Raw genomic sequence first — 20,468 nt, forward strand, 5'->3', positions numbered from 1 at the left:
GTGATGCTGGCCCGCGTCACGCGCTGCTGGACTGCATCAGGCGCTGGTGGACGGGCGCCAGAGCTGGTGGTCCGCGCCCGGACCGGGACGGGGGCAGGCCCCTCCGCTCATGTCCCCCGCCGCGCTGCGCGCGGCGGGGGACATGAGCGGAACGAGCCACCCGCCTCGCAGCCCGGGCGTGGGAGAACGCCGCGCGCCTGCGCCCGCGCTCGCGCTTGCGTGAAGCAGGTCTTGAGACCGGTGTCTCGGTGTCTCGGTTTCTGGGAGATCCAGATGCCGAACGGCCTCAGCCGTGCGTGTTCCTCATCCAGTCCGCAGTCTGGAAGAACGAGTCCTTCAGCCGGGTGCGCAGGGTCTCGTCGATGCCCACCTCCCCCATGGCCTGGTCCATGCAGGCCAGCCACTGGTCGCGCTCGCGGATGCCGATCTTGAAGGGCATGTGGCGCATGCGCAGGCGCGGGTGTCCGAATCGGTCGGTGTAGTGCTGGGGGCCGCCCAGCCAGCCGCACAGGAACCAGAACAGGTTGTCCCGCGCGCGGCCCAGCTCGCTGCCGTGGGCGGCGCGCAGCTCGGCGTAGGCGGGCTCGAGGTCCATCAGGTCGTAGAAGCGATCGACCAGCTGGCGGACTTTCTCTTCGCCGCCTATCCACTCGAAAGGGGTGTCATGGGGCGGCTTTTCCTGGATCTGCATGCCGCTATTGTCCCTCGGCCCGCTATTCGGCCACCCGGCGCAGGGTCTCCACCACGGGGCGGCGCAGCACGTCGCGCAGGCCCCACCAGCCCGCGGCCAGGGCCAGCAGCGCGCCGCACAGCGTGCCCGCCAGCACCACCCAGGGCGAGCCCGTCCATTCGAAATCGAAGGCGTAGCGCGCCATGGCCCAGCCCACGGCCGTGGCCGCCAGGCTGGCCAGCAGCCCGGCCAGCAGGCCCACGCCCGCCAGTTCGGCGCGCTGCACCTGGCGCAGCAGGGCACTGCCCGCCCCCACCGCCCGCATGATCGCGAACTCGCGCGCGCGCTCCTCGCGCGTCGCGGTCACGGCGGCGAACAGCACCACCAGCCCGGCCGCCAGCGTGAACCCGAACAGGAACTCTACGGCCCGGATGACCTTGTCCAGCACGCCCTGCACCTGGTTCAGGGTCAGTGTCATGTCGACTTCTGTGATGTTCGGGAAGCGCCGCACCAGCGCGTTGTCGAACCCCTTCTGCGCAGGCGCGCGGAAGGCGCCCATGTAGGTGACGGGCAGCTCGTCGCCCAGGGAGTCCACCGGGTACATGGCGAAGAAGTTGGCGCGCATGGAACTCCAGTCCACCTTGCGCAGCGAGGTGATGCGCGCCTCCTTCTGCTGGCCGCCGATGTCGAAGCGCAGCACGTCGCCCAGCTTCAGGCCCAGCGTGTTCGCCAGGCCCTGCTCCAGGCTGATCGCACCGGCCTCGCCGGGCATCCAGCGGCCGGCCGTGATCTCGTTGTGCGGCGGGCGCGTGGCGCTGTTGGAGAGGTTGAACTCGCGGTCCACCAGGCGCTTGGCGCGATCGTCCGCGTAGTCGTCCGGCGACACGGGGTGGCCGTTCACCGCCACCAGCCGGCCGCGGATCATGGGGTACCAGTCGTAGTTGCGCACGCCCGCGTCGCGCAGCGTCTTCTGGAAGTCCGCGTCCTGGTCGGGCATGACGTTGATGACGAAGCGGTTGGGCGCGTCGGCCGGCGTGGCCTGCCGCCAGGTGGAAATGAGGTCGGTGCGCAGCAGCACCAGCAGCACCAGCGCCAGCAGGCCCACCGCAAGCGCGCTGGACTGCACCACCGCGTACACCGGCCGCGCCGAGACCTGGCGCGTTGCCAGCACCAGCCAGCGCGGCGCCGTGTCCTCGTGCACCGAGGCGCGCAGCAGCTTCACGGCCACCCAGCTGAGCAGCGCGAACAGCACCACCGCGCCGGCGAAGCCACCCACCGCGATCAGGCCCAGCGTGAGGTCGCTGCTGGCGCCCAGCAGCAGGGCCGCGAAGCCGGCCACGCCCACGCCCAGCACCGCGAGCGAGGCGGGCTTGAGGTTGCCCACGTCGCGCCGGATCACCCGCAGTGGCGGCACCTGCGCCAGCTGCAGCACGGGCGGCAGGCCGAAGGCGCCCAGCAGGGTCAGGCCCATGCCCAGCCCGAACAGCGCAGGCCCGGGGCCCGGCGCGGGCAAGGCCGTCTCCACCAGGCCCGACAGCATCCAGACGAAGATGAAATGCAGGCCCCAGCCCAGCGCGACGCCCAGCAGGCTGGCCGCCAGGCCCACCACCGCGAACTCCACCGTGTAGGCCCCGGCGATGCGGCGCTGGCTCTGGCCCAGCACGCGCAGCATGGCGCAGTCGTCCAGGTGCGAGGCGGCGAAGCCGCGTGCCGCCAGCGACACGGCCACCGCACTCAGCAGGGCCGACAGCAGGGCGACCAGGTTGAGGAACTTGCCTGCGCGGTCCAGCGTCTGCTTCATCTCCGGCCGGCCGGTCTCGAAGGATTCGACCCGCATGCCCCGGGTCTGGCTGGCCTGCGCATCGGCCCAGCGCGTGAAGGTTGCCACAGCCTTGTCCGGCCCCGCCACGGCAAACCGCCAGCTGATGCGGCTGGCCGGCTGCACCAGGTGCGTGGCCGCGAGGTCGGCCGCGTTCAGCATCACGCGCGGCGCGAAGCTCATGAAGCCGGCGCCACGGTCGGGCTCGAGCTGGATGACCTTGCCGATGCGCAGCAGCGAATCGCCCAGCTGCAGCGGATCGCCCACCGACAGCCCCAGCGCCTCGAGCAGCGAGGCATCGACCCACACCTGGCCCCGCGGCGGGATGTCACGCACGGCGCTGCCCGGGGCCTGGGGCCCGGGCGCCACCGTGAGCTGCCCGCGCAGCGGATAGCCCGCAGGCACCGCCTTCAGCGCCACCAGGCGGCTCGCGCCGCCCTGCGCGTCGCTGGCACGGGCCATGGTCGGGAAAGTGGCGGTCACCACTGAGGCCAGGCCCAGGCTGCGCGCCTGCTGCGCGAAAGCCTCCGGCGCGGGGTTGTCGCTGGCGACCACCACGTCGCCGCCCAGCAGCTGGCGCGCGTCCCGCGCGAGGCCGCCCTGCAGCCGGTCCGCGAAGAAGCCCACCGCGGCCATGGCGGCGACGGCGAGCGTGACGGCGACGATGACGAGCCGCAGCTCACCGGCGCGCAGGTCGCGCAGCAGGGTGCGAAGGCCCAGCCTCAGGATGGATTGCATGGGAGGAGCTTACGCCCGGCGCGGCAGACGGGTGCCGGCCAGGGTCTTGCGGCGGCGGGCGATGCGCGCCGCAAACAGTGACGGGGATGGGCCGGCGTCCAGGCACCGGCGCCTGGCGTGCTCAGCGCGGCGCCGTCGCCAGCGCGGGCTGCCACTCCAGCCGGCCCGCGCCGCTGTAGCAGAGGAAGTGCCGGTTGGTGGCGCGGCCTATGGTGCACACGCCGACCTTCTGCGCCACTTCCAGGCCCATCTGCGTGATGCCGCTGCGGGAAATGACGATGGGCACGCCCATCTGCGCCGACTTGATGACCATCTCGCTGGTCAGCCGGCCGGTGGTGTAGAAGATCTTGTCCTGCGGGCCCATGGGCGGCTCCTGCAGCCACATCCAGCCGGCGATGGTGTCGATCGCGTTGTGCCGGCCCACGTCTTCCACGAAGAGCAGCAGGCGCTCGCGCTCGAACAGCGCGCAGGCGTGCACGGAGCCGGCCGATTTGTAGGTGCTCTCCTGGAGCCGGATCGCGTTGACGATGGCGTAGAGCTCGGCCTGGGTGATGCGCGTGGGCGGCAGGTGCAGCTGCTCGATCTCGTCCATCAGGCCACCGAAGACGCTCCCCTGGCCGCAGCCGGTGGTGACCACGCGGCGCGCGGTGCGCGCTTCGATGTCCTGGATGCCGGCACGCGTGCGCACCGCCGCGGCGCCCACCTCCCAGTCCACGGTGATGGACTCGACGTCTTCCACGCTGCGCACCAGCCGCTGGTTGCGCAGGTAGCCGAGCACCAGCCATTCGGGGTGGGCGCCCAGCGTCATCAGCGTGACCAGCTCGCGCTTGTCCACATAGACGGTGAGCGGCCGTTCGGCCGGGATGGGCGTGACGCTGCGCTGCCCGTGCTCGTCGACGGTCTCGACCTCGCGCGTCAGCGGTGCGGCCGCCGCGCTGAGCTGGGGCAGCGCCCGCTTCACTTCTTCGGGGCGGCGGGCGCCATCTGCGCCGAGTTCGCACGCACGCTGGGCGGGCTGGTCGCATTGCCGGCCGGCGAGTGCGCCTCCGAGGTCTCCAGCGGCTTCTGCTGCGGCGGGTTGTAGGCGAAGGGGCCGGGGTCGGCGCAGGGCGGCGGCGCCGAGGACGCGACCGGCGTGCCCGTGGCGCCCGAAGCGCCCGCAGCCGGCTTGCTGGCGGCGGCGGCCGGCTTGGCCGCCGGCGCGGCGCCCTTGCCCGCGCTCTTGTGGTAGGCCGCCGCGACGCGGTCCTGCGCCTTGCACAGCAGGTAGGCGTCGACCTTGCCCTGCCAGGCCGTCTTGGCCGCGGCCTCGGCGGCCTTGGCCTTGGCGGCGTCGTCGGGGGCCGGCAGCTTGGCGCTGGCGGCACCGAAGGCGGCCAGCAGCGCGGCCGCGATGAGGATCTTGTTCATGGCTGTGTTCTTTCCTCGCGGCTCAGGTGGCGGCCGCCGGCTTCTCCGGCACGGCCGGGCGGCTGCGCTGCGCCGGGATCTCGCCCGATTCGACTTGTTCGTACCAGAAGCGGTGGTGCTCGCGGGCCCAGGTCTCGTCCACGTAGCCGGTCTTCATGGCGTCGTAAGCGCCTTCCATGCCGATGCTGCCGATGTAGATGTGGCCGGCGAACATGCACAGCATGAGCACCGTGGCCACGGCGTGGACCATGTGCGCGATCTGCATGCTGCCACGCTCGTACACCAGGCCGGGCACCAGCTTGTCGAGCACGAAGCCCGAGGAGACGACGACGATGCCCAGCAGGAACACGCCGCCCCAGAACACCACCTTCTCGCCGGCGTTGAAGCGCCAGGAGGCGGGCTCCTCGCCATGGCTGCTGAAGAGGCCGCCAGCCTTCAGGGCCCAATGCAGGTCGCCACGCTGAGGCAGGTTGTCCTTCACGAAGGTGATGAACACGATCACCAGCGAGACCGCGAACACGGGGCCGGCGAAGTTGTGCATCGTCTTGAGCGCATAGGTCAGCCAGCCGAACAGCGTGCCACCGATGACCGGCAGCAGGATGAAGCGGCCGAAGGCCATCACCAGGCCTGACACGCCCAGGATGCAGAAGGCGATCGCGTTGGCCCAGTGCGCGGAGCGCTCGAAGGGCGTGAAGCGCTCGATCTTGCGGCCGGTGTCGGTGCCGTGCTGGCGGATGGTGCCGCGCGTGAAGTAGAAGATGGCGAGCGCGCCCAGGGCGATCAGGAACAGCGCGCCGCCGTAGGGCAGGATCCAGTGGTTGCGCACCTGGCGCCAGGCCTCGCCCGCGGTGGTGCGCAGCGAACCGGGGTACTGCACCGGCGGCTGGATCAGCACGCCGGCTTCCGGCGCCTCTGAGAAAGGCAGGCTGCTGATGCCGGCCTGGCCCTGCTGCACCGCGCGCCACGCGGGCGCGTTGTTGCCCGGCTGCACCTTCTGGCGCTCGCCGTTGGTCTGCTTCAGGTAGTTGGGGTCGCTGGGCGCGTCGGGCCGCACTTCGGGCTTGACGTCCAGGATGTTCTGGCCCTGGATGCCGCCCACGGGCGCCGCCACGGGCGCAGCCGCGGCGGCGGGTGCCGCGCTCGGCGCCTGGGCCTGGGCCAGCGTGGCCGTCGCCAGCAGCAGGGCCGCAAGGATGGCGGGGGCGCGCATCAGTACACCTTGTTGTATTCGTTCTGCCCCTGCTGCTGCCGGGTGTGGATCTGCTGTTCCCAGCTGGTCCGGTCACCCGGCTTCCAGCCGGCGGCGGTGAAGGGGCTGGCCGGGCCGTCGAAGGCCGGCGTGTCCTGGCGGCTGCCCTGGCCCAGGGTCTGCGGCTTCTCGCCGCAGGCCGCGAGCGCCAGGCCCAGCGCGAGCGGCAGGGCCGCGCGGAGGATGCGTGCATTCATCAGGACTTCCCCCCGTTGGGTTGGCCGGCCTGGCGCGAGCCGTAGGCGGTGCCCCAGCCCCAGGCTTCCGCGCCCTTGCCGCGCTTGACGACGCGGGTGCGGAAGATGTCGGCCACCATGTCGCCGTCGCCGGCGAGCAGCGCCTTGGTCGAGCACATCTCGGCGCAGGCGGGCAGCTTGCCCTCGGAGAGGCGGTTGCGGCCGTACTTCTCGAACTCGGCCTCGGAGCCGTTCTCTTCCGGGCCGCCGGCACAGAACGTGCACTTGTCCATCTTGCCGCGCACGCCGAACTGGCCGGACGCGGGGAACTGCGGCGCGCCGAAGGGGCAGGCGTAGCTGCAGTAGCCGCAGCCGATGCAGGTGTCCTTGTTGTGCAGCACCACGCCCTCGTCGGTGCGGTAGAAGCACTGCACCGGGCAGACGGCCATGCAGGGCGCGTCCGAGCAGTGCATGCAGGCCACGGAGACCGAGCGCTCGCCCGGCACACCGTCGTTGAGGGTGACCACGCGGCGGCGGTTCACGCCCCAGGGGATCTCGTGCTCGTTCTTGCAGGCCGTGACGCAGCCGTTGCACTCGATGCAGCGCTCCGAATCACAGACGAATTTCATGCGTGCCATGTGTGTTCTCCTTCTTCTCAGGCACGTTCGATGTTGCAGACCGTGGTCTTGGTCTCTTGCATCATCGTCACGCTGTCATAACCATAGGTGGTGGCGGTGTTCACGGCCTCGCCGCGGACGATGGGCGCCGCGCCGTTGGGGTACCAGGGCAGCATGTCGGCCCCCTGCCAGCGGCCGGAGAAGTGGAAGGGCATCCACACCGTGTCCGGGCCGACGCGCTCGGTCACCATCGCCTGCACGTTGATGCGCGCGCCGGTCGGGCCGACCAGCCACACGCGTTCGCCGTTGCGGATGTTGCGCTCGGCGGCCGCCTTGGGGTTGATCTCCACGAAGGCCTCCTGCTGCAGTTCCGCCAGCCAGGGGTTGGAGCGCGTCTCCTCGCCGCCGCCCTCGTACTCGGTCAGGCGGCCGGAGGTGAGGATGAGCGGGAACTTCTGCGCCACCTTGTCGGTGAGGTTCTTCTGCTGCACCGACTTGTACAGCGTGGGCAGGCGCCAGAAGGCCTTCTTGTCGTCGTGGCTGGGGTACTTGGCGACCAGGTCCGGGCGCGTGGAGTACAGGGCCTCGCGGTGCTGCGGGATCGCGTCCGGGAAGTTCCAGACCACCGCCCGCGCCTTCGCGTTGCCGAAGGGATGGCAGCCATGGTTCTTCATGACCACGCGGATGATGCCGCCGGAGTTGTCGGTCTTCCAGTTCTTGCCCTCGGCCGCGGTCTTCTCGGCGTCCGTCAGCTCGTCCCACCAGCCCAGCTTCTTCACCAGGACGTGGTCGAACTCGGGGTAGCCGGTCTGGATGTCCGCGCCCTTGGAGGCGGAGCCGTCCTCGGCCAGCAGGCTCTTGCCATCCCGCTCGACGCCGAAGTTGGCGCGGAAGTTGCCGCCGCCATCCATCACGTGCTGGCTGGTGTTGTAGAGGATGTGGGTGCCGGGGTGCTTGAGCTCGGGCGTGCCGTAGCAGGGCCAGGGCAGGCCGTAGTAGTCACCCTGGATGTCGTAGCCGGTGGCCGGGTCCTTGACGCTGCCCTTGGCGCGCAGCGTCTTGACGTCGAAGTGCTGCATCAGCTTCATGTGCGCCTTCAGGCGCTCCGGGCTCTGGCCGGTGTAGCCGATGCTCCAGCAGGTCTTGTTGATCTCGCGCAGGATGTCCTCGACCACGGGCTCGTCCATGCCCTTGACCTTGTGCATGCCGTAGCCCTTGACCAGCTCCTTGCCGAAGCCGAGCTTGGTGGCCAGCTGGTACATGATCATGTGGTCGGTGCGGCTCTCCCACAGCGGCTCGATGACCTTCTCGCGCCACTGGATGGAGCGGTTGGAGGCGGTGACGGAGCCGGAGGTCTCGAACTGCGTGCAGGCCGGCAGCAGGTACACGGCCCGGTTCGGGTTGCGGTCTTCCGGCTTGCCGGGCATGGCCGCCATCGCGGAGGTGGCGGAGGGGTACGGGTCGATCACGACCAGCAGGTCCAGCTTGTCCATGGCCCGCTTCATCTCGAGGCCACGGGTCTGCGAGTTGGGCGCGTGGCCCCAGAACACCATCGCACGCAGGTTGGAGTCCTGGTCGATGAGTTCGTTCTTCTCGAGCACGCCGTCGATCCAGCGCGAGACGGTGATGCCGGGCTTGGTCATCATCGCCGGGCTGGCGAAGCGGCCCTTGAGCCAGTCGTAGTCCACGCCCCAGGCCTTGGCGAAGTGCCGCCAGGAGCCTTCCACCAGGCCGTAGTAGCCGGGCAGCGAATCGGGGTTGGGGCCCACGTCGGTGGCGCCCTGCACGTTGTCGTGACCGCGGAAGATGTTGGTGCCGCCGCCGGACACGCCCACGTTGCCCAGCGCCAGCTGCAGGATGCAGGAGATGCGCACGATGGCGTTGCCGGTGGTGTGCTGGGTCTGGCCCATGCACCACACCACGGTGGACGGCTTGTTCTTCGCCATCATCTCGGCGATCTTCAGCACCTGGGCTTCCGGCACGCCGCAGACTTCCTCGACCTTGTCCGGCGTCCACTTGGTGAGCGCTTCGGCCTTGACCTGGTCCATGCCGTAGACGCGGTCGTTGATGTACTTCTGGTCTTCCCAGCCGTTCTTGAAGATGTGGTGCAGCAGGCCGAACACGAAGGCGATGTCCGAGCCGGAGCGGATGCGCACGTACTCGTCGGCCTTGGCGGCGGTGCGGGTGAAGCGCGGGTCGACCACGATCAGCTTGCAGCCGCTTTCCTTGGCGTGCAGCATGTGCAGCATGCTGACCGGGTGCGCTTCGGCCGCGTTGGAGCCGATGTACATCGCGCACTTGGCGTTGGCCAGGTCGTTGTACGAGTTCGTCATCGCGCCGTAGCCCCAGGTGTTGGCGACGCCGGCGACGGTGGTGGAGTGGCAGATGCGGGCCTGGTGGTCGCAGTTGTTGCTGCCCCAGTAGCTCACGAACTTGCGCAGCAGGTAGGACTGCTCGTTGTTGTGCTTGGAGGAGCCGACCCAGAACACGGCGTCGGGGCCGCTCTGCTTGCGCAGCTCCAGCATGCGCGCGCTGATCTCGTCCAGGGCCTGGTCCCAGCCGATGCGCTGGTACTTGCCGTCGACCAGCTTCATCGGGTAGCGCAGGCGGTGCTCGCCGTGGCCGTGCTCGCGCAGGGCCGCGCCCTTGGCGCAGTGCGAGCCCATGTTGATGGGCGAGTCGAAGACCGGTTCCTGGCGCACCCAGACGCCGTTCTCGACCACGGCATCGACGGCGCAGCCCACCGAGCAGTGGCTGCACACCGTGCGCTTGACCTCGATGCGGCCGGCGCTGCCGGCGGTGCCCGGCGCCGCGTCGGCGGCCTTGGCCTTGCGCACCAGGGTGAGGGACGAGGCGGCCAGGCCCACGCCCACGCCCAGGCCGGAGCGGCGCAGGAAGCTGCGGCGGTCCATGGTGGGCAGGGCCTGCGCGATGCCGCGCTGCAAGCGATGGACGAAGGGCGACGCGGGCGCCGTGGTGCCCGTGGATTTGCGTGTCAGCAGCATGTGGGGCTCCTAGATGCGCGCGCTCTTGTAGTAGCGCTGGATGTGCTCGCTGACGCGATAGCCGCCGCCGTTGGCCGGCGGTGCCGGCTGGGGTTCGGGCTCGGCCACGGGGGCCTGGGGCCGCTTGACGCTGGCCAGGCTGGCGACGGCCGCGGCCGCCGCACCCGCGACTGCAGCGCCGAGCATGAAGCCACGGCGCGAGCGTTGCTGGGTGGAATCCATCGCAATCTCCGGTCGAAGTGGTTTTCTGGAAGGCAAAGTCATTACTTCTTACTACAACACTTTAAATCAGTCCAGCATGTCGAAGCCCTGGGCCTCCACGCTGGCGAAGGCCCGGGTGAAGCCGGCCAGGGCTGCATAGAAGCGCGCCCTCGGGTGGGCGGCGACCGCATCGCACAGCCTGTCCAGCCAGGGCTGCAGGTGCGATTGGAAAAATTGCCGTTGACGGGCCAGGTTCGACACGGTGACGTCGTCCCCGGCGATGAGGTAGCGCATCACCTCGCACAGGCAGGCCAGGTGGTCCTCGGTCTCGGGCATGGCCTCGTCGCGGTCCAGGCCGAGCGCGGCCATGTCCTCGCGCAGGCGCACCAGGGGCTTCTCGTTGAGGAAGCCGGCCAGGTAGTGCGAACCGAACAGGTAGACCTCGGGCTTGCCGACGCCGCCGAAGAGCGTGTCGTACTCGGCCGCCACGTCCTTGTCGGACGAGGTCCGCGCGACGGCCACCAGTTCCCGCCAGGGCTCCTCCAGGAAGGCCCCGGCCGCGGGCGCTTGCGTCACGGCCACGCGCAACGCGGCCATCAGCTCGGCCGTGGGCGGTGCATACCAGAGGGCCGCCAGCAGGCCGTAGACCTCGGCGCGGGCGGTCTCCTCGTCGAGGGCGCTGGTGGTGGCGGGGGGCAGCGGCTGCATCACAGGTCCGTGATCCGCACCTCGTCCGAGGCGGCGTGGATGTCGATGACGCGGCAGTCGCCGCACATCTTCAGGCGCTCCAGGGCCGCGCCCTGGAACATCGCGTGGCCGGCCAGGCGGCCCAGCATGGCCTCCACGGCCTGGCGGGTGCCGAACGGCTTGGCGCAGCGGATGCAGGCCCAGGGCTGCGCCTCGTGCAGCACGCGCGCCTCGCGCCGCTGCGGCGTGGTCAGCAGGCGCGGCTGCAGGGTGATCGCGTTCTCGGGGCAGGTGGTGGCACACAGGCCGCACTGCACGCAGTTGCGTTCGATGAGGCGCAGCTCGGGGCGGTTCGGGTTGTCCTGCAGGGCGGAGGCCGGGCACGCGCCCACGCAGCTCATGCACAGGGTGCAGGCATCGCGGTTCACGACCAGCGTGCCGAAGGGCGCGCCTTCTGCCGGTAGCGCGATCTCGTCGGCGGGCGCGGGCGCCTGGGCGATCAGGTGGTCCAGCGCCAGGTCCAGCGTGGCGCGCTTCTCGGCCACGGCGCTGAAGCGCGCCGCCTCGCGCGGCGCCTGCGCCGTGGCGGTGGCCGCCTCGCGCAGGGCGGTGTCGAAGGCCGCCTCGTCGTGCGGCTGCAGCAGCCTCAGGTGGGTGCCGCGGTAACCCAGGCCGCTGAGCACGGCCTGCGCCACCGCCATCTGCTGGCGCAGTGCCTGGGCGTACTCCGGCGCCTCCTCGTCGGTGAGCAGCACCGCCACGCCGGCCGCGCCCTGCGCGATGGCCGCCAGCCACAGGTCCAGGCCCAGGCTGGCCGTGTGCCAGAGGCCCACCGGGATCACGTTTGCGGGCAGGCCGCCTGCGGCCCCCAGGCGGGCGGCACGGCCCAGCGACTGCACCATCGCGGCGCCCTTGCCCTCGCTGTGGAACAGCAGCACGGGGGCGCGTCCGCCAGCGCGGGCGTAGGTGTCCAGCAGGGTGCGCAGCTTGCGGCCCTGGTCCACGGGACGCGGGTAGGCGTAGGCGATCGCGCCGGTGGGGCACACCGTGGTGCAGGCACCGCAACCCACGCAGAGGTTGGGATTGACCTCGATCTTCTGCTGCCTGGCGACGCTGGTGATCGCGCGCGCCGAGCAGACCTCGATGCAGGCGTCGCAGCCGACCTGCGTGTTGCGGCTGTGCGCGCACAGCTTCTGCCGGTACTCGAAGAACTTGGGCTTCTCGAATTCGCCCACCAGCTCGCGCAGGCGCAGCAGCACGGCGGTGGCCGGGCCGTCGAAGCCGGCGGCCGACTGGCGCGGCAGGTGGAAGTAGCCCTGCGGCTTGGCGTGCTGGGTGAACAGCGGCTCGGGCTGCAGGTCCAGCACCAGGTCGAAGCTGTCCGTCTCGGCCTGCGCCGTGCGGTTGAAGTCGATGGCCCCGGCGGCCCCGCAGGCCTTCACGCAGTCGCGGTGCGCGCTGCAGCGGCTGAGGTCGACCTGGTAGTCCAGGCCGATGGCACCCTCGGGGCAGGCCTGCACGCAGGCATTGCAGCGCGTGCACAGGTCCAGGTCGATGGGGTTGGAGGCCGACCAGCGCAGCTCGAACTTGCCCAGCCAGCCGGTGAGTGCATCGATCTGGCCGGCGAGCACCGGGAAGCGGCGAACCTGGGCGCCCTCGCCCCCGCGGGCGAAGAGGGTCACGTCGAGCTTGTCGGCCAGCAGTTCGGCCGCGGCCTCCGCCACCTGCAGCGGGCCGATGACCAGCACCTTGCCGCCGCTGCGGTAGGTGACGGTGGGCACGGGCTCGGGCTCGGGCAGGCGGGCGGCCGCCAGCAGCGCGGCGATCTTGGGCATCGCGTCGCGCGCGTCGCGGCTCCAGCCGCCGGTCTCGCGGATGTTGACGAAGTGCACCGGGGCCACGGCCGCCTCGGTCTCGCGCGCCAGTTCACCGAACAGCGCACGCTCCTGCGTGCAGGCGACGACGACGTCCTCGCTGCCGCGCAGGGCTTGCTGGAAAACGCCGGCCTCGCGCCGGCAGAGCGTGGTGTGCAGGGCCAGCCCGGGTTCACCGATCGCCCGGCCCAGGGTCTTCTCCTGGAGGGGCATCGTCTTGTTGCAATCGCAGATCAGGGTCGGCATGGCTGGGGTGCGCGCTTGCTTCTTCGCGCGAAGGCGCGGACTGTGCCACGAATTCTGCGCCTTTACTGACTGAGCAGTCATTGGCGAGTGCGGTCGCGGGGCTTTGGATTTCCGCTTCTTTCGGCACTTCCTCGAAAAGCTTGAGGAACTGCGACGCAGCCAGCTTGCGCACCATCGATTCAGGGATCGGGTCCGGCTGCGAATAATCGTCGATGTAGACGTCCAGGCCGTCCATCACGTTGAAGCGCGGGTCGGCGAACAGCTTCTTCATGGCCGCGTTCTTGACCTCGGCGGACACGTCCGGCGCGACGAAGCGCGAGAAGTCGGACTCGATGCCCAGCCGCGCCACATCGTCCAGCGTGGGCGGCGGTGGCGGCCCTTCCGCCGCGGCGGCGTGCACGGGCGCGGCAGGGGCCGCAGCCTCGGCGGGCGCCAGGTCTGCAGGGGCGGCCTCGGGGCCCATCGGCGGCGCCTGCAGCGGGTCCGCGGCCAGCGATGCAGGCGCCAGGGGCTGCACCCGCGCCGGGGCCTGCACAGCATCGGGCGCCGCGTGCGCACCCGGCGGGACGGGCACGGGGGGCGCCGAAGGTGCAGGTGCCCTGCCCTCCTTCACATCGAGCTTGCGTCGCGACCAACGCGACAGGAAACCGTCAGCCACCGCCGCCTCGCTGCTTCTTCTGCGTGGAGACCGAGGCCGGGTTGCCGAAGCGGTCCTGCAGCGGCCGGAAGCTTTCAGGTCGCTGACGGCGACGCGGCTCGGGCTGCCAGTTCAACGCCACGTACTCGCGCAGCCAGTCGGCCACCTCCGGCGGCACGGGCACCGCGTCCACGCTCTCCTGCGCGTCCAGCCAGCGGCCGGCATCGTGGTAGCTGAGGGACACGGCCACCGGCCGCGCCAGCGGCTCCTCGCCGCCCGGCTGCGGCTCGTCCATGCGCCACAGCACGAACCACGAGGGCTGGGGCGTGCTGGCGTTGAGGTAGTAGCCCTCGGTGTCGTCGGGAAACAGCTCGACGGCGAAGCCCGGATGCAGCCAGCGCGCGCCGGCCTCGTCCTGCAGCAGCAGGCGCGGGGCGTCGCCGAAGGCTGGCTGCGCCGGCACGACCTCGGCCACGCTCCAGCGCCAGGGCTGCCAGCGGTTGTCGAGCTTCTCGCGCCGCATGAGCACGGCGACGTCGAGGCGGGGGCGTTCAGGCATGCACCGGATTATCCGGCGCCCGTCCCATAGCCGGCGGCCGGCTTCGGTGTTCCCCCACGCAGGATGCGCACGGCGCAGTACTTGAACTCCGGGATCTTCCCGAACGGGTCCAGCGCGGCGTTGGTCAGCTGGTTCGCCGCCGCCTCGTAGTACGCGAAGGGAATGAACACCGCGCCGCTGGGCGTGCCGTCGTCGCGCCGCAGGTGGATGGCCACCTCGCCGCGCCGCGAGCGCACGGTGATCACGTCGCCGGGCGCGAGCTGCATGGACTCCATGTCGGCGCCGTTCATGGACGCGGTGGCCAGCGGCTCGATCGCGTCCAGCACCGTCGCGCGGCGCGTCATGCTGCCGGTGTGCCAGTGTTCGAGCTGGCGGCCCGTGATCAGCACGAAGGGGTAGTCGGCATCGGGCCGCTCGGCAGCCGGGATGATGTCGGCCGGCACCAGCTTCACGCGGCCGTCCGCGGTCGGGAAACTGTCGGCGAAGACGATGGGCTGTCCCGGGTCGTCCTCGGACAGGCAGGGGTAGGTGACGCTGGACTCGCGCTGCAGGCGCTCCCAGCTGATGCCGCTGATCGCGGCATGCATGGCCTGGCGCATCTCCTCGTACACCGCAGCCACGCCGCATTCGTCGCCGGCGTAGTCCCAGGTCAGGCCCATGCGGCGCGCGATCTCCTGGATGATCCAGAGGTCGGGCTTGGCATCGCCGGGCGGCGTGAGCGCGCGGCGGCCCAGCTGCACCATGCGGTCGGTGTTGCTCACCGTGCCGGTCTTCTCGGGCCAGGCCGAGGCCGGCAGCACCACGTCGGCCAGCCAGGCCGTCTCGGTCATGAAGATGTCCTGCACCACCAAGTGCTCCAGGCTCGCCAGCGCGTGGCGCGCATGGTTCAGGTCCGGGTCGCTCATGGCCGGGTTCTCGCCCATGACGTACATGCCGCGGATCTTGTGCGGGTCGCTGTCGTCCGCCAGGGCCTTGTGCATGATCTCGACCACGGTGTAGCCGGGCGTCGCATCCAGGCGGGTGCCCCAGAAATCCTCGAACCAGCGGTGCACACCGGCGTCGTCCACGCGCTGGTAGTTCGGGAACATCATGGGGATCAGGCCCGCATCGCTCGCGCCCTGCACGTTGTTCTGGCCGCGCAGCGGATGCAGGCCGGTGCCGGGCCGGCCGATCTGGCCGGTCACGGTGGACAGCGCGATCAGGCAGCGCACGTTGTCGGTGCCGTGCACGTGCTGGCTCACGCCCATGCCCCAGAGGATCATCGCCCCCTTGGCCTTGGCGAAGGCCCGCGCCACCTCGCGCAGCGTCTGCGCCGGAATGCCGCAGATGGGCGCCATGGCCTCGGGGCTGTAGGCCTTCACGTTCTGGCGCAGGGCCTCGAAGTTGTCGGCGCGCTCGCGCACGAAACTCTCGTCGGCCAGGCCCTCCTCGATCACCGTGTGGATCAGGGCGTTCAGCATCGCCACGTCGGTGTCGGGCTTGAACTGCATCACGCGCCAGGCGTGGCGGCCCAGGTCGGTCACGCGCGGGTCGGCCAGCACGATCTTCGTGCCGTTCTTCGCCGCGTTCTTCATCCAGGTGGCGGCCACCGGGTGGTTGGCGGTCGGGTTGGAGCCGATCACCATCACCAGCTCGGCGTGCGCCACGTCGTTCACGGGGTTGCTCACCGCGCCGGAGCCCACGCCTTCCAGCAGCGCCGCCACGGACGAGGCATGGCACAGCCGGGTGCAGTGGTCGACGTTGTTGCTCTGGAAGCCGGTGCGCACCAGCTTCTGAAACAGGTAGGCCTCCTCGTTGCTGCCCTTGGCGGAGCCGAAGCCCGCCAGCGACTTGGGGCCGTGGCCGTCCCGCAGCGTGCGCAGCTTGCCGGCGGCGAATTCGAGCGCCTCTTCCCAGCTCGCCTCGCGGAAGACCTCGCTCCAGTGCGAGGGCCGCGGCGCCTCGCCGTCGTCCTTGGGCACGCCGGGCTTGCGGATCAGCGGCTTGGTCAGGCGCTGGTCGTGGTGCACGTAGTCGAAGCCGAAGCGGCCCTTGACGCACAGGCGGCCGTGGTTGGCCGGGCCGTCGCGCCCGTCCACGCTCACGATGTGCTCGTCCTTCACGTTGTAGGTGATGAGGCAGCCGACCCCGCAGAAGGGGCAGACCGAATCGACCTTGCGGTCCACCACCTGAGAGCCGACCTGGCTCTTGGGCATGAGCGCGCCCGTGGGGCAGGCCTGCACGCATTCGCCGCAGGCGACGCAGGTGCTGTCGCCCATGGGGTCGTCCAGGTCGAACACGATCTTGGAATGCGAGCCCCGCATCGCATAGCCGATCACGTCGTTCACCTGCTCCTCGCGGCAGGCGCGCACGCAACGGTTGCACTGGATGCAGGCGTCGAGGTTCACCGCCATGGCCGGATGGCTCATGTCGGCGGCGGGCTGCTCGCGGCGCAGCGCCGTGAGGGCGGGGCGCGGCTGCACGTCCAGGCGGTCGGCCCAGAGGCTGAGCTCACCGTGCTGGCCCTGGGGCTGGCCCACGGCGTCGTTCCACTTGTAGCCAGCTTCGGGGAGGTCGGCCAGCAGCATCTCGACCACCATGGCCTGGCTCTTGCGCGCTCGCTCGCTCGTGGCCTGCACCTTCATGCCGGGCGTGACGGCGCGGCAGCAGCTGGGCGCGAGGGTGCGCTCGCCGTCGATCTCGACCACGCAGGCGCGGCAGTTGCCGTCCGGGCGCAGGCCGTCCTTGTAGCAGAGGTGAGGGATGTCCAGCCCGGAGCGGCGTGCCGCTTGCAGGATGGTCTCGCCCTCCAGCGCCTGGGCAGGCCGCCCGTCGAGCTGGAAGTCGATCAGGGGCAGGTCACGCGATTTCATGGGGGAAGTACTTCTGCACGCAGCGGATCGGGTTGGGGGCGGCCTGGCCGAGGCCGCAGATGGAGGCGTCGGCCATCACCTGCGAGAGGTCCTCGAGCAGGGCCTGGTCCCAGCGGGGCGCTTCCATCAGCACGGCCGCCTTGGCCGTGCCCACGCGGCAGGGCGTGCACTGGCCGCAGCTCTCGTGGGCGAAGAAACGCATCATGTTCAGCGCCGCCTCGCGCGCGCTGTCCTGGTGGCCCAGCACGATCACGGCGGCCGAGCCGATGAAGCAGCCGTGCGGCTGCAGGGTGTCGAAGTCCAGCGGCACGTCGCCCAGGCTGGCCGGCAGGATGCCGCCCGAGGCACCGCCCGGCAGGTAGGCATAGAAGTCGTGCCCGTCCTGCATGCCGCCGCAGTATTCGGCGATCAGTTCGCGCACGCTGATGCCGGCGGGCGCCAGCTTCACGCCCGGGTTCTTCACCCGGCCGCTGACGCTGAAGCTGCGCAGGCCCTTGCGGCCGTTGCGGCCGTGGCCGGCGAACCAGTCGGCGCCTTTCTGGACAATGTCGCGCACCCAGTAGAGCGTCTCGAAGTTGTGTTCCAGCGTGGGCCGGCCGAACAGGCCGACCTGCGCGATGTAGGGCGGCCGCATGCGCGGCTCGCCGCGCTTGCCCTCGATGCTCTCGATCATGGCCGACTCTTCGCCGCAGATGTAGGCCCCGGCGCCGCGCCGCAGCTCGATGAGCGGCAGCGGGCACGGCGGGTCGGCCTGCAAGGCGGCGATCTCGGCCTCGAGCAGCTTGCGCGCGTCGTGGTATTCGTCGCGCAGGTAGATGTAGCAGGCGTCGATGCCGACCACCCGGGCCGCCACCAGCATGCCTTCCAGGAAGCGATGCGGGTCCCGCTCCAGGTAGGTCCGGTCCTTGAAGGTGCCGGGCTCGCCCTCATCGATGTTCACCGCCATCAGGCGCGGCGCGGGCTGGTCGCGCACGATGCGCCACTTGCGGCCGGCCGGGAAGCCTGCGCCGCCCAGGCCGCGCAGGCCGGAATCCTCCATGGCCTTGAGCACCGCCTCGGGGTCCGCCTGGCCCTGGGCCAGCGCGGCGGCCAGGGCATAGCCGCCCTGCGCGCGGTACTCGGCCAGGCGCACCGCCTCCGGCAGCGAAGGCGGGGCCCCCGCCGCGCAGGCAGCCACCTTCTCGGGCGTGGCGCAGGCCACGGCCTGCTGCCCCACCGCCACCGCCGGCGCCTGTTCGCAACGGCCGATGCAGGGCGCCGGGATCACGCGCACGTCCGTGCCCAGGATCGCCGGCAGCTTCTCCAGCAGCGCCGCGGCGCCCGCCATCTCGCAGGACAGCCCGTCGCAAACGCGCACCGTCAGTTGCGCCGGCGTCTCGCCCGCGCGCACGATGTCGAAGTGGTGGTAGAAGCTCGCCACCTCGAACACCTCGGCCATGGGCACGTTCATCTCCCGCGCCAGCGCCACCAGGTGGCGCTCGTGCAGGCCGCGGAACGCGTCATTGAGCTTGTGCAGGTGCTCGATGAGCAGGTCGCGGCGGTGCCCAGCCTCGGGCCGGGGCCCGATGAGCGCACGCACCTCCTCGAGGGCCGCCTCCTCGGGCTGGCGCCCCTTGAGACGGCTCTTGCGACGGATGCGTTGGCGCAGCTCCTCGGCGGTGGCCACCGCCACCGCCTGGATTTCGCTGCCGGGAGCGGGATGGTTCATGGAAAGCGTGCCGGGAGTCGTCGTATCAGTGGAAGAACTTGGCCGCCGCCAGCAGGGTGCGGTAGACGCCCCAGGCCAGCGGGATGCCCACGGCCAGCCAGGCCAGCCAGACCTTGGCGGCCGGCGTGCTGTCGGCGCGTGCCTGGACGGCCTCCATGCCGGCTTCGGCGGCGCGGGCCTTCTCGTGCGCGAGGCGCTTCTCTTCCTCCAGCTCGGCCTCGCCCATGAACCACTTGGGGTCCAGCGGGCGCACCAGCAGGTTGCAGATGAAGCCGATCACCAGCATGCCCACCAGGATGTACATGGTCTGGTTGTAGACCTGCTCGCGCGGGATGCCCAGGCCGAGCTGGTACTCGCGCATGTAGTTCACCACCACCGGGCCCAGGATGCCCGCCGTGGCCCAGGCCGTCAGCAGGCGGCCGTGGATGGCGCCCACGAACTGGGTACCGAACAGGTCGGCCAGGTAGGCCGGCACGGTGGAGAAGCCGCCACCGTACATGGACAGGATCACGCAGACCGCACCCACGAAGAGCAGCTTGTTGCCGGCGGCCGCGGAGTGCGGCAGGCTGGCGTACAGCACGCCACCGAGCACGAAGAAGACGAAGTAGGTCATCTTGCGGCCCAGCTTGTCGGACAGGCTGGCCCAGAAGAAGCGGCCGCCGATGTTGAACAGCGACAGCAGCGCCGCGAAGCCGCCGGCCACGCCGGCGATGGCCGCGAGCTGGGCCTTGTCCAGCTCACCGAACTTCTTGGGCACGTCGATCAGCGCGCCGCCGAACACTTCCTGCAGCATGGGCGAGGCCATGCCGATCACGCCGATGCCCGCGCTCACGTTCATGGTCAGCACCATCCAGATGAGCCAGAACTGCGGAATGCGCCAGACGTTCTTCACGTGCACGTGGTTGGCCGTGATCATGGTGTTGGTGGTCTGCGCCGCCGGCGGGGTCCAGCCGGCCGGCTTCCAGCCCGTGGCGGGCACGCGGTAGCCGAAGGCGCCGCCGATCATGAAGACGAAATAGACCACGGCCATGACGACGAAGGTCTGCAGCACGCCCACGTCGGTGGGGGTGGAGAAGTGCTTCATCAGGTCCACCGCCAGGGGCGAGCCGATCATCGCGCCGCCGCCGAAGCCCATGATGGCCATGCCGGTGGCCATGCCGCGGCGGTCGGGGAACCACTTGATCAGCGTGGAGACGGGCGAGATGTAGCCCAGCCCCAGGCCGATGCCGCCGATAACGCCCGAGCCGAGGATCATCAGCCAGAACTGGTGCAGGTGGATGCCCAGCGCCGACATCAGCATGCCGCCGCACCAGCACAGGGCGGACACCACCCCGGCCTTGCGCGGGCCGGCGCGTTCCAGCCAGCCGCCCCAGATGGCGGCGGCGCAGCCGAGGAACACGAAGAACAGGGTGTACATCCAGCCCAGGGTGGCGATGCGCCAGTCGCAGCCGCTGGCGAACAGCTCGGCCATGAAGCTCATGTCCTTGGGGCAGGCCGTGCCGGTGCCGGCGGTGGAGAGCGCCTTGGACAGCGGCAGCCAGAACACGGAGAAGCCGTAGGCCATGCCGATGCACAGGTGGATGGCCAGCGCCGCGGGCGGCACCAGCCACCGGTTGAAGCCCGGGCCCGCGATGATGCGTTCCTTGTCGAGGACGCCGTAGGACTGGGACGCTCCGGCCGGCCGGCCGCCGGCACCGAGAACTGATGACATGCGTTTGTCTCCTGCTGTGGTTATGGGCCGGAGTGTGCGGCGGTGTCACAGGCCCGGTCAAATTGTTTTGACGCATCCGGTGATTCATTTTGTGAATGCTGCAGCGCAGTAACTCGAGCGCATCAAATGAGTGTGCAAGCGATTCGGCTGTGAGCACGCGCGTCCGTGGCCACCCGCCGCGCGGCGTCCACCCCAGAATGGGCCGGCATCACGCAAGGAAGCCACCATGCACAGGAGAACCGTCCTGCTGGGCCTGCCGGCCCTGGGACTTGCCGCCTGCGGCGGCGGCGGCGACCCGCCCATCGCCGC

16 protein-coding genes are annotated in these 20,468 nt (G+C 70.5%); all 16 read right to left on the minus strand.

Going from position 1 to position 20,468, the window contains the following annotated elements; all coding sequences use genetic code 11:
* Nucleotides 1-286 precede the first annotated feature (286 nt).
* The 16 genes from IM725_RS10325 to IM725_RS10400 all read right to left on the minus strand — a co-directional run bounded on the left by IM725_RS10325 (nucleotide 287) and on the right by IM725_RS10400 (nucleotide 20,159).
* Nucleotides 287-691, minus strand: coding sequence for a group II truncated hemoglobin (locus tag IM725_RS10325; RefSeq protein ID WP_193780503.1), 405 nt, complete (start codon nucleotides 689-691; stop codon nucleotides 287-289).
* Nucleotides 692-713: 22 nt separating this feature from the next.
* Nucleotides 714-3,227, minus strand: coding sequence for an ABC transporter permease (locus tag IM725_RS10330; protein WP_193780504.1), 2,514 nt, complete (start codon nucleotides 3,225-3,227; stop codon nucleotides 714-716).
* A gap of 121 nt (nucleotides 3,228-3,348) precedes the next feature.
* Nucleotides 3,349-4,188 carry a formate dehydrogenase accessory sulfurtransferase FdhD gene (locus IM725_RS10335; RefSeq protein ID WP_193780505.1) on the minus strand — a complete coding sequence of 280 codons (840 nt, stop codon included), beginning with the start codon at nucleotides 4,186-4,188 and terminating at the stop codon, nucleotides 3,349-3,351.
* Entirely contained in the window at nucleotides 4,185-4,637 is a 453-nt protein-coding gene (locus IM725_RS10340) for a hypothetical protein (protein ID WP_193780506.1), read from the minus strand. Before IM725_RS10340 ends, IM725_RS10335 begins: the two co-directional genes overlap by 4 nt.
* 22 nt (nucleotides 4,638-4,659) lie before the next feature.
* Nucleotides 4,660-5,847, minus strand: coding sequence for a formate dehydrogenase subunit gamma (locus IM725_RS10345; RefSeq protein WP_193780507.1), 1,188 nt, complete (start codon nucleotides 5,845-5,847; stop codon nucleotides 4,660-4,662).
* Nucleotides 5,847-6,083, minus strand: a complete 237-nt coding sequence (locus tag IM725_RS10350; protein WP_193780508.1) for a hypothetical protein — start codon at nucleotides 6,081-6,083, stop codon at nucleotides 5,847-5,849. Before IM725_RS10350 ends, IM725_RS10345 begins: the two co-directional genes overlap by 1 nt.
* Nucleotides 6,083-6,700: a formate dehydrogenase FDH3 subunit beta gene (gene fdh3B, locus IM725_RS10355; protein WP_193780509.1), complete on the minus strand. Its 618-nt coding sequence runs from the start codon at nucleotides 6,698-6,700 to the stop codon at nucleotides 6,083-6,085. The genes IM725_RS10350 and fdh3B overlap by 1 nt, the downstream gene beginning before the upstream one ends.
* 17 nt (nucleotides 6,701-6,717) lie before the next feature.
* Entirely contained in the window at nucleotides 6,718-9,684 is a 2,967-nt protein-coding gene (locus tag IM725_RS10360) for a formate dehydrogenase subunit alpha (protein WP_193780511.1), read from the minus strand.
* Nucleotides 9,685-9,693: 9 nt separating this feature from the next.
* Entirely contained in the window at nucleotides 9,694-9,906 is a 213-nt protein-coding gene (locus tag IM725_RS10365; RefSeq protein ID WP_193780512.1) for a twin-arginine translocation signal domain-containing protein, read from the minus strand.
* A gap of 66 nt (nucleotides 9,907-9,972) precedes the next feature.
* On the minus strand, nucleotides 9,973-10,593 hold the full coding sequence (locus IM725_RS10370) for a TorD/DmsD family molecular chaperone (protein ID WP_193780514.1): 621 nt from the start codon (nucleotides 10,591-10,593) through the stop codon (nucleotides 9,973-9,975).
* Nucleotides 10,593-12,692 carry a 4Fe-4S dicluster domain-containing protein gene (locus IM725_RS10375; protein ID WP_193780515.1) on the minus strand — a complete coding sequence of 700 codons (2,100 nt, stop codon included), beginning with the start codon at nucleotides 12,690-12,692 and terminating at the stop codon, nucleotides 10,593-10,595. Before IM725_RS10375 ends, IM725_RS10370 begins: the two co-directional genes overlap by 1 nt.
* Complete coding sequence (locus tag IM725_RS10380; protein WP_193780517.1) at nucleotides 12,619-13,350, minus strand: DUF3306 domain-containing protein; 732 nt, start codon at nucleotides 13,348-13,350, stop codon at nucleotides 12,619-12,621. The genes IM725_RS10375 and IM725_RS10380 overlap by 74 nt, the downstream gene beginning before the upstream one ends.
* Nucleotides 13,343-13,888, minus strand: coding sequence for a DUF3305 domain-containing protein (locus IM725_RS10385; RefSeq protein ID WP_193780518.1), 546 nt, complete (start codon nucleotides 13,886-13,888; stop codon nucleotides 13,343-13,345). Before IM725_RS10385 ends, IM725_RS10380 begins: the two co-directional genes overlap by 8 nt.
* Before the next feature lie 8 nt (nucleotides 13,889-13,896).
* Nucleotides 13,897-16,740, minus strand: coding sequence for a formate dehydrogenase subunit alpha (fdhF, locus tag IM725_RS10390; RefSeq protein WP_193780519.1), 2,844 nt, complete (start codon nucleotides 16,738-16,740; stop codon nucleotides 13,897-13,899).
* Entirely contained in the window at nucleotides 16,727-18,448 is a 1,722-nt protein-coding gene (locus IM725_RS10395; RefSeq protein WP_193780521.1) for an NADH-ubiquinone oxidoreductase-F iron-sulfur binding region domain-containing protein, read from the minus strand. The genes fdhF and IM725_RS10395 overlap by 14 nt, the downstream gene beginning before the upstream one ends.
* A 25-nt stretch (nucleotides 18,449-18,473) precedes the next feature.
* Nucleotides 18,474-20,159, minus strand: a complete 1,686-nt coding sequence (locus IM725_RS10400; RefSeq protein WP_193780522.1) for an OFA family MFS transporter — start codon at nucleotides 20,157-20,159, stop codon at nucleotides 18,474-18,476.
* Between the last annotated feature and the right edge of the window lie 309 nt (nucleotides 20,160-20,468).

Source organism: Ramlibacter aquaticus, assembly GCF_015159745.1.
GTDB lineage: Bacteria > Pseudomonadota > Gammaproteobacteria > Burkholderiales > Burkholderiaceae_C > Ramlibacter > Ramlibacter aquaticus.

Coding starts and splice junctions, on each gene's coding strand:
- IM725_RS10325 (WP_193780503.1), bottom strand. CDS start 691: ATGCAGATCCAGGAAAAGCCGCCCCATGACACCCCTTTCGAGTGGATA.
- IM725_RS10330 (WP_193780504.1), bottom strand. CDS start 3,227: ATGCAATCCATCCTGAGGCTGGGCCTTCGCACCCTGCTGCGCGACCTG.
- IM725_RS10340 (WP_193780506.1), bottom strand. CDS start 4,637: ATGAACAAGATCCTCATCGCGGCCGCGCTGCTGGCCGCCTTCGGTGCC.
- IM725_RS10345 (WP_193780507.1), bottom strand. CDS start 5,847: ATGCGCGCCCCCGCCATCCTTGCGGCCCTGCTGCTGGCGACGGCCACG.
- IM725_RS10350 (WP_193780508.1), bottom strand. CDS start 6,083: ATGAATGCACGCATCCTCCGCGCGGCCCTGCCGCTCGCGCTGGGCCTG.
- fdh3B (WP_193780509.1), bottom strand. CDS start 6,700: ATGGCACGCATGAAATTCGTCTGTGATTCGGAGCGCTGCATCGAGTGC.
- IM725_RS10360 (WP_193780511.1), bottom strand. CDS start 9,684: ATGCTGCTGACACGCAAATCCACGGGCACCACGGCGCCCGCGTCGCCC.
- IM725_RS10365 (WP_193780512.1), bottom strand. CDS start 9,906: ATGGATTCCACCCAGCAACGCTCGCGCCGTGGCTTCATGCTCGGCGCT.
- IM725_RS10370 (WP_193780514.1), bottom strand. CDS start 10,593: ATGCAGCCGCTGCCCCCCGCCACCACCAGCGCCCTCGACGAGGAGACC.
- IM725_RS10375 (WP_193780515.1), bottom strand. CDS start 12,692: ATGCCGACCCTGATCTGCGATTGCAACAAGACGATGCCCCTCCAGGAG.
- IM725_RS10385 (WP_193780518.1), bottom strand. CDS start 13,888: ATGCCTGAACGCCCCCGCCTCGACGTCGCCGTGCTCATGCGGCGCGAG.
- fdhF (WP_193780519.1), bottom strand. CDS start 16,740: ATGAAATCGCGTGACCTGCCCCTGATCGACTTCCAGCTCGACGGGCGG.
- IM725_RS10395 (WP_193780521.1), bottom strand. CDS start 18,448: ATGAACCATCCCGCTCCCGGCAGCGAAATCCAGGCGGTGGCGGTGGCC.
- IM725_RS10400 (WP_193780522.1), bottom strand. CDS start 20,159: ATGTCATCAGTTCTCGGTGCCGGCGGCCGGCCGGCCGGAGCGTCCCAG.